The following is a 12,303-nucleotide window of genomic DNA, read 5'->3' on the forward strand; positions in this document are numbered from 1 at the left end:
CCGCGAAATGCCAGGAGTCCAAAGGCTATGACCGCCCTCTTCTTCCTTGTTGACATTCGAGTTGACATCCGACGTTGATCGTCTTGTCTCCACCATAGAATTTATCGATCCCCCGTCAAGCGTCGCGGCGGCACGGCGTAAACGCCGTGAGGATGTTTCTTTGGGATGATCTGATTGTCGGTCTGAGATACGTTGTGAGGACTGGCCGGTTTCGCACGATGTGCGAGAGTGTGTCGGTCGGACCGACGTGTCGGCGGACGCTGTGTCACACCGTGTAGGCGCCTCGCGCGGATGATCGCGCCAAGCCTTGAGTTGTTGTGATGTTGAGCACAGTGGTTATCCCTGGAGCCGGGTCAGCATTTCATGCACATGACAGGTCGATATCGCTTATGTGATCCCGCGATGGAGGTCCTGGGAAGTGCCGGTGCTACGTCCCCATACAGCAAACCTCCCACTACGCACCGTGCGAAAAGGTATACGCAAGGTGACGTGTTGCTCAGTGTGACCGGTTGACCCCGGGGAAGCCGGGCCAGTTAACTACCGGCCGGTACCCCCCACATCGATCCGGGAGACTTCATGCGGATGCCGGACCCCGGCGAGTCCATTGGCTTCTCGCTGACACATTCGGTCATCGCGGTCAACCCACTGCACCGCCCGTCGCCACGGCTCACCGCCGTCGCCGCCCGCGCGGGAGCCGTCAGTGTGCTGGAGCTGTCCGTCGGCGATCCCAGGGATGTCGCCGACACACTGGACCGCACCTGCCGCTGGTCGCCGCTGCCGTTCGGAGTGCGGATACGGCCCGGTTGCACCGTGACCGCCGCCGACCTGCCCGAGCCCGTGGACACCGTGCTGCTCGCGGACCCCGGGCGGTCGCCCGCGGAGTTCGCCGGCCGCCGTGTGCTGGTGGAAGTGACCGACCGGGCGGGCGCGCGCCGTGCCGCCGGGGCCGGAGCCGCCGGCCTGATCGTCCGTGGCGCCGAGAGCGGGGGACGGGCCGGCGAACTGAGCACCTTCGTCCTGCTCCAGCAGGTCCTGGCGGATCCGGACCTCACCCTGCCGGTCTGGGCGTGCGGAGGCATCGGGCCGCACACGGCAGCCGCCGCCGTCGCCGGGGGCGCGGCGGGTGTCGTGCTCGACACCCAGCTCGCGCTGTTCGACGAAGCGGGGCTGCCGACGGACATCACCGGCGCGCTCACCGGGCTCGACGGCTCGGAGACCGTGCTGCACCACGGGACGCGCGTACTGCGCCGCCGTGGCCCCGGCGCCCCCGAACTCCCCGCCGACCCGGACGAGTTCGCGGCCAGGATCGGCAGCGACGACCTCCGGACGCAGTTCCTTCCGGTCGGCCAGGACGCGTTCCTCGCCGCCACCTTCGCCGAGCGCTGGAAGACCGTGGGCGACGCGGTCCGGGGCATCAGGACGGCGATGACCGCCGCGATCGAGGACGACGGGCCCGCCGCGGCGCTGGCCGCCGGATCGCCGGGCGCCAGGGCGCTGGGCACCCGACTGCCGGTCGCCCAGGGGCCGATGACCCGCGTCAGCGACCAGCCCGAGTTCGCCGCCGCCGTCGCGGCCGGGGGCGGGCTGCCGTTCCTCGCGCTGGCGCTCGCCGGCGCCGACCGGACCCGGTCGATGCTGGAGCGCACCCGGGACGCCCTCGGGGACGCCCCGTGGGGCGTCGGTGTGCTCGGCTTCGCCGACGAGGAGATCAGGGCCGCGCAGCTGGAGGTCGTCCAGGAGCTGAAGCCGACGCACGCGATCATCGCGGGCGGCAGGCCGGCCCAGGCCGCCGCGCTGGAGGCGGAGGGGATCACCACCTTCCTGCACGTCCCGTCACCGGGACTGCTGCGGCAGTTCCTCGCGGCCGGCGCGCGCACCTTCATCTTCGAGGGCGCCGAGTGCGGCGGACACGTCGGGCCGCGCAACAGCTTCCCGCTGTGGGAGGCCCAGACGGACGTCCTGCTCGACTTCGTGGCGGAGGCCGGCGACGAGGCGGCCGCCGAGCTGACGGTGCTGTTCGCGGGCGGCATCCACGACGAACGCTCAGCGGCGATGGCCGCCGCGCTGGCCGCCCCGCTGACCCGCGCCGGAGTCGCGTTCGGCGTGCTGATGGGCACCGCGTACCTCTTCACCGAAGAGGCAGTGGCAGCCGGAGCGATCCAGCCGCTCTTCCAGCGGCAGATCGTCGCCGCCGAGCGGACCGACCTGCTGGAGACCGCGCCAGGACACGCCACCCGCTGCGCGCACAGCGCCATCACCCAGGACTTCGCGGGCCTCAAGGACGAACTGCGCGGACAAGGCGTGCCCGACCGGGAGATCTGGGAACAGCTGGAGCGGTTCAACGTCGGCAGGCTGCGGCTGGCCAGCAAGGGCATCGAGCGGGTCGGCGACGAGCTGCGGCCGGTCGACGAGGCCCGCCAGGCCGACGAAGGCATGTTCATGGCGGGCGAGGTGTGTGTGCTGCGCGACGCCATCACCACCGTCGCCGCGCTCCACACGTCCGTCGCCGACGGGGCCGCCGCATGGCTGCGCACCCGGGCCGCCGCACTGCGCGCCGGACTCGGCCTCGGCGATACGGCCGAGGAACCGGCGCCCGAGCCGCTGCGCATCGCCGTGGTGGGCATGGCGGGCATGTTCCCCGGCGCCCCGGACCTGGCCGAGTTCTGGGCCAACATCCTCGCCGGCAAGGACTGCGTGACCGAGGTCCCGGCGCACCGCTGGGACGCGGAGCAGTACTACGCGCCGGACGGCGACGGCGAACGCACCCCGTCGCGCTGGGGCGGCTTCCTGCCCGAGATCCCCTTCGACCCGCTGCGCTACGGCATACCGCCGGCCTCACTGGCCAGCATCGAACCGGTGCAGCTGCTCGCGCTGGAGGCCGCACGGCGCGCGCTGGCCGACGCGGGGTACGCCGGTGAGACCGACCACGCCCGTACCTCCGTGGTGTTCGGCGCCGAAGCGGGCAGTGACCTGTCCAACGCGACCACCCTGCGCACGGTGCTGCCCGGGTACGTGGGCACCATCCCGCCCGCCCTCGACGAGCAGCTGCCCCGGCTGACCGAGGACTCCTTCCCCGGCATGCTCGCCAACGTCATCGCCGGCCGGATCGCCAACCGGCTCGACCTCGGCGGCGCCAACTACACCGTCGACGCGGCCTGCGCGTCCTCACTCACCGCCGTGGACGTCGCCTGCAAGGAACTGGTCACCGGCACCAGCGATCTGGTGCTGTGCGGCGGCGCCGACCTGCACAACGGCATCAACGACTATCTGCTCTTCTCCTCCGTGCACGCGCTGTCCCCGTCGGGCCGCTCGGCCACCTTCGACGGCGCCGCCGACGGCATCGCCCTCGGCGAGGGCGTGGCCTGCGTGGTGCTCAAGCGGCTGGCCGACGCCGAGCGCGACGGCGACCGGATCTACACCGTGATCGACGGCGTCGGCAGCGCGAGCGACGGCCGCGCCCTGGGCCTGACCGCACCTCGCCCGGCCGGACAGCGCGCCGCGCTCACCCGGGCCTACCGCAACGCCGGAGTCTCACCCGCCGACGTCGGTCTGATCGAGGCGCACGGCACCGGCACGGTCGTCGGCGACCGCACCGAACTGGCCACACTCACCGAGGTGTTCGCCGAGGCCGGTGCCCAGCCCGCCAGTTGCGCGGTCGGATCGGTGAAGTCCCAGATCGGACACACCAAGTGCGCCGCCGGACTGGCCGGGCTGATCAAGACCACGCTGGCGCTGTACCACGGGGTGAAACCGCCGACCCTGCATGTGCGGCAGCCCAACGCGGCCTGGGACGGCGAGAGCAGCCCCTTCGTCTTCCACACCGCCGCCCGGCCCTGGGCCACCGAACCGGCGGACCGGATCGCCGGGGTGAGCGCCTTCGGCTTCGGCGGTACGAACTTCCATGTCGTCCTGCGCGCGTACGACCAGCCGCCGCCCGCGCACGCGCTGAACGCGTGGCCGGCCGAACTCTTCACCTTCCGCGGCCGGGACGCCGCCGCGGCCCGGCGGGCCGCGCGCGCCCTGCTCGACCTGACGGAACGCGGCGGCCAGTGGCGGCTGCGTGACTACGCCCGTCATATGTCGCGCCGCAGCGACCAGGCGGCCGTCCGCGGCGAGTCCGTACTGATCGCCGTGGTCGCGGACAACCTCGCCGGGCTGCCCGAGCTGCTGCGCCGCGCCGCCGACGGGGAGCACGCGCCGGAGGACGGCATCTACGCGGCCGTCGCCGTCGCCGAGGGCTCTGCCGAGGAGACCGGGACCGGCGCGCTGGCGTTCCTCTTCCCCGGACAGGGCAGCCAGCGGCCCGGCATGCTCGCGGAACTGTTCGTCGCCTTCCCCGAGTTGCAGCGCTACCTCCACCTCGGCGCACGCTGGGCGGAGGCGCTCTACCCGCCGGCCGCGTTCGACGAGGAGGGGAAGGCCGGCCAGCTGGCCCATATCACCGACACGGCCGTCGCCCAGCCCGCACTCGGCGTCGTCGAGCTCGCGGCCGCCGAACTGCTCGCCTCGGTGGGCGTACGGCCCGCCATGGCCGCGGGTCACAGCTATGGCGAACTGGTCGCGCTCGGCGTGGCGGGAGCGCTCGCGCCGCAGGACGTGCTCACCGCGAGCGCCGCGCGCGCCGAGGCCATCCTGACCCAGGTCGAGGGGCGCGACGCCGGCACGATGGCCGCCGTCACCGCCACGCCCGAGCAGGTCGAGGAAGTACTCCGGCTCGCCGGTCTCGACGAGGACGTCGTCGCCGCGAACCGCAACTCGCCCGTGCAGACCGTCATCTCAGGACCCACGGAGCCGGTGGCCGTGGCGGTCTCGCGGCTGCGCGACGCCGGTTACCCGGCCAAGCCGCTCCAGGTGGCCTGCGCCTTCCACAGCCCCCTGCTGGCCGGCGCGGGCGACGCCTTCGCCGACAGCCTGGACGGCATGACGGTGTACGCGCCCGCGTTCGACGTCTGGGCCAACCGCACGGCCGCGTCGTACCCCGCCGAGCCGGCGGCCGTACGGGCCGGGCTCGCCGCACAGATCGGCGCGCCGGTCCGGTTCGCCGAGCAGATCGAAGCCATGTACGCCGCGGGCGCCCGCGTCTTCGCCGAGGTCGGTCCCGGCCGCGTACTGAGCGGGCTGGTCGCCGCCGTGCTCGGTGACCGCCCCCACCGCACCGTCGCGCTGGACGGCGGCCGGGGAGCCGGGCTGACCGGCTTCCTCACCGCCCTGGCCCAGCTCGCCGTCAGCGGCGCCGATGTCCGCACCGGCCGGCTCTTCCAGGGACGGGACGCGGTCGACCCGGAGACCGCGGTCGCCGACCGGCCCGCCGGCTGGACCGTGGACGGCCAGCTCGTCCGCCGCGCCGACGGCACCATCCCGCCCAACGCCCTGCATCCCGCCCGACCCGTTACGGAGCTGATCGTGCCGGAGAACCACGCCCCCCACGGCGCCGCAGTGTCCGGTCCGGACGCCCTGGTCGCCGAGTTCCTGCGCACCAGCCGGGACTTGGTCGCGGCGCAGCGTGACGTCATGCTGCGCTACCTGGGTGGTCCCGAGACCGTCCCCGCCTACCAGGCCCCCGCCTACCAGGGCGTCGCTTACCAGGCCGTCGGCTACCCGGCGGGGCAGCCCGCGGCCGTCCCCGCCGCGCTGCCCGCGCCCGTCCCGCAGCACGTGCCCGTCGCCCCGGCGCCCTCGCCCGTGACGGAGCCGGTCGCCGCCGTCATGGACCTGGACACGGTGCTCGCGTCGGTGCTGGCGGTGGTGGCCGAACGCACCGGCTACCCGGTGGACATGATCGAGCCGGAACTCGATCTGGAAGCCGATCTGAGTGTGGACTCGATCAAGCGTACGGAGATCGCGGGCGAGCTCGCCGTCCGGCTCGGCCTGCCGATGGACGCCGGCGCCGATCTCGAGGGGCTCAGCGCCGCGCGCACCGCGGCCGGCATCGCCGAGCTGCTCGTCACCCGGCTCGCCGGCCCGGGCGGGGCGGACGACGGCCCCGCCGGGGCCCCGGCGGCCGAGCAGCCCGCGCCCGCCGGCGCCGAGGCCGAGATCGTGCCCCCGCAGCGGCTGGAGTTCACCGAGGCCCCGCTGCCCGAGGTGACCGGCGTGATCGAGAGCGGCAGTACGGTACTGCTGCTGGGCGGCGGCGAACTGGCCCCGGTGCTCGCCGAGCGGCTGCGCGCGGCCGGCGCGCTGCCCCAGCTCGTGCCTGCCGGAGAACTGCCGCAGGCCACCGCGGACGCCGTGCTCTTCCTGGACGCCCTCGACGCGGCGGACGCGCCCCTGCCTGAGGCGTTCCCGCTGTTCCAGACCGTGCTGGCCGGCGCGCCGCGCAAGCTGATCGCCGTCGAGCGCAGGACCGAAGGCGCCGCCAGCGGGCTGCGCGGCTTCTTCCGCAGCGTCGACCGCGAGTACCCGGACCTCTCCGCGACCCTGGTCGAGGTGGCGCCGGGCGCCGGGCCGGAGGCGGTGGCGGGGGCGCTCGTCACCGAACTCGCCGCCACGGACCGGGAACCGGTCGTCCTGACCGACGGGGGCAGCAGGCGCGCTCTGCGGCTCACCCTCACCGACCTGGGCACGCTGGGCTCCACCGGCGCGGGCCCGGCCGGCGACGGCGTCGCCGAGGCCGAGGCGGCCGGGCTCGACCGGGAGTCGGTCGTCCTGCTCGTCGGCGGCGCCCGCGGGATCACCGCGCGGTTCGCCCGTACGATCGCCGCCGCGAGCCGGTGCCGTATCGAACTCATGGGCCGTACCCCGGTGCCCGCGGGCACGGAGGACCCGGCGACCGCCGGCGCCGCGGACCGCGACGCGCTGCGGGCCGTCTTCCTCGGCTCGGGCATGACCTCGCCCGCCGACGTCGAGCGCCGGGTGTCCGCTGTACTCGCCGAGCGCGAGGTGCGCGCCACGCTCGCCGGGCTGCGGGCGCTCGGCAGCGAGGTGCGCTACCACTGCGTCGACGTGCTCGACACGGAGCTGGTGGGGGCCGCGGTGAAGGACATCCACGCCGAGCACGGCAGGCTCGACGGCGTGGTCTACGCGGCCGGCGTCATCGAGGACAAGCTGATCGCGGAGAAGCCGGTCGAGTCGTTCCGCCGGGTGTTCACCACCAAGGTGGGCGGCGCGCGGGCGGTGCTCGACGCGGTCGACGCACTGCCCACCGGGCCGCGCTTCGCGGTGCTGTTCGGCAGCATCGCGGCGGCGCTGGGCAACCGCGGCCAGTCCGACTACGCGGCGGCCAACGACGCGCTGGAGGAGCTGGGGCGCCGCTGGTCCACCGAGGACCGCCGCGGCCTGACCGTCCACTGGGGGCCGTGGGCGGCCTCGGAGACGAACGGCGGCATGGTCACCCCGGAGCTGATGCGCTCGTACGCGGCCCGTGGCATCAAGCTGATCGACCCCGAGGAGGGGCCGCTGAGCCTGCTGCGTGAACTCGCCTGGGGCGCTCCCCAGGTGCACGCGGCGGTCTACACCGCCTCGGGCTGGTGACCCGCATGCCCTCCAGCACGCCGGTCGCCATCGTCGGCATGGCCGCGTTCTTCCCGGGCGCCAGGAACCTGGACAGCTACTGGCACAACATCGTCAACGGCGTCGACGCGATCACCGAGGTGCCCGCCGACCGCTGGGACGAGGAGTTCTACGCGCCCGACGGGCCCCGGCGCAGTGACCGGGTGTACTGCCGGCGCGGCGGATTCGTCGACCAGGACGCCGAGTTCGACGTCGCCCGGTTCGGCATCATGCCCACCTCCGTGCCGGGCACCGAGCCCGACCAGCTGATCGCGCTGGAGGTGGCCCACCAGTCCCTCGCGGACGCCGGTGGCGAGCCGGTGCTCCCGGCCGACCGGCAGCGCGCCGGGATCGTCCTGGGCCGGGGCGGCTATCTGACGCCCGGTCTCGTCCGGCTCGACCAGCGGGTGCGTACCGCCAACCAGGTGGTCCGTACGCTCCGCGAGCTGGCGCCCGAACTCGGCGACGACCGGCTGGAGGAGGTGCGGTCGGCGTTCGCCGCGCAACTCGGCCCGGAACGGCCGGAGTCGGCCATCGGGCTCGTACCCAACCTGGCCGCCTCACGCGTCGCCAACCGGCTCGACCTGCGCGGTCCCGCCTACACCGTCGACGCCGCGTGCGCGTCCTCACTGGTGGCGGTCGACCACGCCGTGCGCGAACTGGCCGCCGGACGGTGCGACGTCATGCTGGCCGGTGGGGTCCACCACTGCCACGACATCACACTGTGGAGTGTGTTCAACCAGCTCGGCGCGCTGTCGCCGAGCCAGCGGATCCGCCCGCTGCACCGCGACGCCGACGGGGTGCTCATCGGCGAGGGCACCGGCATCGTGGTGCTCAAGCGTCTCGCGGACGCCGAGCGCGACGGGGACCGGATCTACGCCGTGGTGTCCGGGACCGGAGTGGCCAGCGACGGCCGCTCGGCCAGCCTGTTCAACCCCGATCCCGGCGGCCAGGTGCGCGCGGTCCGGCAGGCGTGGGACGCGGCGGGACTCGACCCGCGCGCGGCGGACGCCATCGGGCTGCTGGAGGCGCACGGCACCGCCACCGCCGCCGGTGACAGGGCCGAACTGGCCACCATCACCGAGGTGTTCGGGCCCGCTGTCGGTGAGCGGGCCGCCATCGGCTCGGTGAAGTCCATGATCGGCCACACCATGCCCGCCGCGGGGATCGCCGGACTGATCAAGGCCGCGCTCGCCATCCACCACGGTGTGCTGCCGCCCACCCTGCACTGCGACGAGCCGAACCCCGCTTTGGAGGCCACCAGGTTCGTCCCGCTGGAGCGGGCCAGGCCCTGGACGGAGTCCGCCAACGGCGCGCCGCGCAGGGCGGGCGTCAACGCCTTCGGTTTCGGCGGCATCAACGCCCATGTCGTACTGGAGCAGCCGGCCACCGCGCCGGCCGCACGCACCGCCCGCACGACGGTGAGCGAGCCGGAACGGGTACTGCGGCTCGCCGCGGCCGACCCGTCCGCACTGGCCGCGCTGCTGGACGCCGACGACTCCGCGGTGCTGGCCGCCGGGCTCGACGAACGCGCCCCGGCGGCGGGACCGGCCAGGCTGGGCATCGTCGACCCGACCGCGCGCCGGCTGAAGCTGGCCAGGAAGGCGGTGGGCAAGGGCGCCGCCTGGCGCGGCCGCAGCGATGTGTGGTTCAGCCCCCGCCCGCTGCTCGGCGAGGCCGGTGGCAGGACCGCGTTCGTCTTCCCCGGCCTCGAAGCCGAGTTCGAGCCCCAAGTGGCCGAACTGGCCGAGCGCTTCGGCCTCGCGTGGTCGGCCGGCGAGGACGCCAGGGTCGGTGACGTGGGGCGGCACGGCGCGGCGGTGTTCCAGCTCGGCAGGCTGCTCGACACCTCGCTGCGCAGGCTGTCCGTGGTGCCCGACGCGGTCGCCGGGCACAGCGTGGGGGAGTGGACCGCCATGGCGTGCGGCGGTATCCACTCCGCCGACGAGGTCGACACCTTCCTGGCCGGCTTCGACCCGGACGCCCTGCGCGTGCCCGGCGCGGCCTTCGCCGTCCTCGGCATGCCCGCGGAACAGGTGCTCGCCGAACTGGCCGGCCGCGGCGACGTGGTGCTCTCGCACGACAACGCGCCGAACCAGTCGATGATCTGCGGCCCGGAAGAGGCGGTCGGCGAGCTCGTCCAGCGCTTCAGGGCCCGGGGCGTGATCGGCCAGGTGCTTCCGTTCCGCTCGGGCTTCCACACCCCGATGCTCGCGCCGTACCTCGATCCCATCCGGCGGGCCGCGGAGACGTACACCCTGCATCCGCAGTCCACCCCGGTGTGGTCGGCGACGACCGCCGCCCTCTACCCGGACGACCCCGCCGCCGTACGGGAGCTGTTCGTCCGGCATCTGCTCGAACCGGTGCGGTTCCGGCTGCTGATCTCCGCCATGCACGACGCGGGCTACCGCGCGTTCATCCAGCTGGGCGCCGGTCAGCTCGGCTCGCTGATCGACGACACCCTGGCCGGCAAGGACCGGCTGGTCGTCTCCGCCCACTCCCCGGCCAGGGACAGCCTCGCGCAGCTGCGCCGGGTGGTCACCGCGCTGTGGGTGGACGGCGGGACGCCCGACGCAGGGCCGCTCCTCGGACCCGTGTCCACGGTGTCCGCCACGGCCGCCAGGACATCTGGGCCCGGGGTCAGGCTCGACCTCGGCGGGGCTCTGGTGTCGCTGCCCCCGCAGGCCAGGAAGGCCCTCGCCGGGACCGTGACCCGCGCTCCCGCCCCCGCCGTCGCCGACGGCGGAGCGCTTGACCTGCTGGGACAGGCGGGCGCCCGGTTCCCGGTGGCGGCGGAACTGTCCGCGCTCCTCAACGACACCGCGTCCCTCGCCAACGAGCTCATCGGCGCCGGCGCGGCGCGCCGGGCGGCTCCGCCGGCCCGCCGCATCCCGCCGCGGCCGCCCGTGCGGCCGGCGCCGGGCCCGGCGCCGGTGCCGTCGGTGCTGCGCGTGGACGTCGAGGAGATGCCGTACCTCCTCGACCACTGCTTCTTCCGGCAACGGCCCGGCTGGCCCGACGAGGCCGACCGGTGGCCGATCGTGCCCGCCACCACGGTGATCGGGCATCTCATGGAGATCGCGGAACGCGCCGTGCCCGGCATGCGGGCGGTCGCGGTGCACGACGTACGGCTGCTGAAGTGGATCGAGGCCATGCCGGCCGTCGAGGTGCCGGTGGCGGTACGGCAGGTCGCGCCCGACCGGGTCGAGGTCAGCCTGACCGGCTACTCGCGGGCGGTGGTGGAACTGGCCCCCGGTCATACCCCGCCGCCGGAGCCGTGGCCCGTCGACCCGGCCGCCGAACGCGTCCCCGAACTGCGGGCCGAACAGCTCTACTCCGAGCGGTGGATGTTCCACGGGCCGCGCTTCCAGGGCGTCAGCGAGCTGACCGCCATCGGTGACCTCCACGTACGCGGCATCATCACCGCGCCGGAGGCCCCCGGCGCCCTGCTGGACAACGTCGGGCAGCTGCTGGGCTACTGGATCATGGCGACGCTCACCGAGCGCACCACGGTCTTCCCGGTACGCATGGACCGCATCCGCTTCCACGGTCCCGATCCCCGGCCGGGGGAGCGGCTGGTGTGCTCGATCCGCATCACCGAGGTCACCGACAGCACCCTCACCGCGGACATGCAGCTGGTCCACGACGGCCGGGTGTGGGCGGAGTTCACCGGCTGGCAGGACCGCCGGTTCGACACCGATCCCAACATCCGCGAGGTGGACCGCTTCCCCGGTGACCACACGCTGTCCACGCCGCAGCCCGGGGGCTGGACGATGGTGCACGAGCGCTGGCCGGACCTGGCGACCCGGGAGCTGATCATGCGCAACATGCTCGGCGGCGCCGAGCGTGCCCGGTACGACGAACTGCCCCCGGTCCGCAGGCGCCAGTGGCTGCTCGGCAGGGTCGCCGCCAAGGACGCGGTGCGCGGCCTGCTGTGGCGGGAGGGCGCGGGCGAGGTCTACCCCGCCGAGGTCGCCGTACGCAACGACGACGCGGGACGGCCCCTGGCGTACGGCGTGCACGGGCGCGAGGTGGGCGAGTTGACGGTGTCCCTCGCACATCGCCGGGAGACGGGGGTCGCCCTCGCCGGCCGCGGCCCGTGCGGGATCGACATCGAGGAGATCACCGAACGGCCCAGGGCCACCGCCGAGATGGCCTGCGACGCCGGGGAACTGGCCCTCCTCGACGGGCTGGTGGCCGGTTCGGCCGACAGCGGGCCGCTGTGGTTCACCCGGTTCTGGGCGGCCAAGGAGGCCGTCGCCAAGGCCCGGGGCACCGGGCTGCGCGGCCGCCCCGCCGAATACCGCGTGGTGGCCGCGGACGCCGACCGGCTCCGCGTGCTGACAGAAGGCCGGTCGTACGAGGTACACGTCCGGCAGGTGACCAATCCACCGGGACTGCCCGAGCGACGGTACGTCGTCGCCTGGACGACCGATGACAACGAGACAGGAGAGCGGGAATGAGCACTGAGGCGATCGGGTTCGCGGCCGCGGAACAGCGGGAGCGCACGCCACTCGGCCCCGATGATGCCGCTGTGCTGGCGGACATCACGGGCCTGCTGCGGGAACTGCTGGAGGAGGACGGCCTCGACGACGCCGAGATCACGCGGGAGACCACCTTCCACGACGACCTCGAACTGGAGAGCATCGACCTGGTGACGCTCGCGGGGAAACTGCGCGAGCACTACGGGGAGCGCGTCAACCTCGCGCTCTTCATCGCCGATCTCGACCTCGAAGAGATCATCGCGCTCACCGTCGGCGAGCTCGCCGACTACGTCGTGGCGTCGCTGCGCGCCACCGAGCAGGGCTGAGC

At 73.9% G+C, this 12,303-nt stretch carries 3 protein-coding genes; all 3 read left to right on the forward strand.

From position 1 onward, the window contains the following. The first annotated feature begins 576 nt into the window (after positions 1-576). Genes ACFVWW_RS23700 through ACFVWW_RS23710 form a run of 3 tightly spaced genes read left to right on the forward strand, consistent with a single transcriptional unit; the run spans position 577 to position 12,301 of the window. Entirely contained in the window at positions 577-7,473 is a 6,897-nt protein-coding gene (locus ACFVWW_RS23700; RefSeq protein WP_386879319.1) for an SDR family oxidoreductase, read from the forward strand. Between the two features lie 5 nt (positions 7,474-7,478). Next, positions 7,479-11,954: a beta-ketoacyl synthase N-terminal-like domain-containing protein gene (locus ACFVWW_RS23705; RefSeq protein WP_389680020.1), complete on the forward strand. Its 4,476-nt coding sequence runs from the start codon at positions 7,479-7,481 to the stop codon at positions 11,952-11,954. Then, positions 11,951-12,301, forward strand: a complete 351-nt coding sequence (locus ACFVWW_RS23710) for an acyl carrier protein (RefSeq protein WP_384189157.1) — start codon at positions 11,951-11,953, stop codon at positions 12,299-12,301. Before ACFVWW_RS23705 ends, ACFVWW_RS23710 begins: the two co-directional genes overlap by 4 nt. Positions 12,302-12,303 lie beyond the last annotated feature (2 nt).

The sequence above is a fragment of the Streptomyces sp. NPDC058198 genome (genome assembly GCF_042882605.1).
GTDB lineage: Bacteria > Actinomycetota > Actinomycetes > Streptomycetales > Streptomycetaceae > Streptomyces.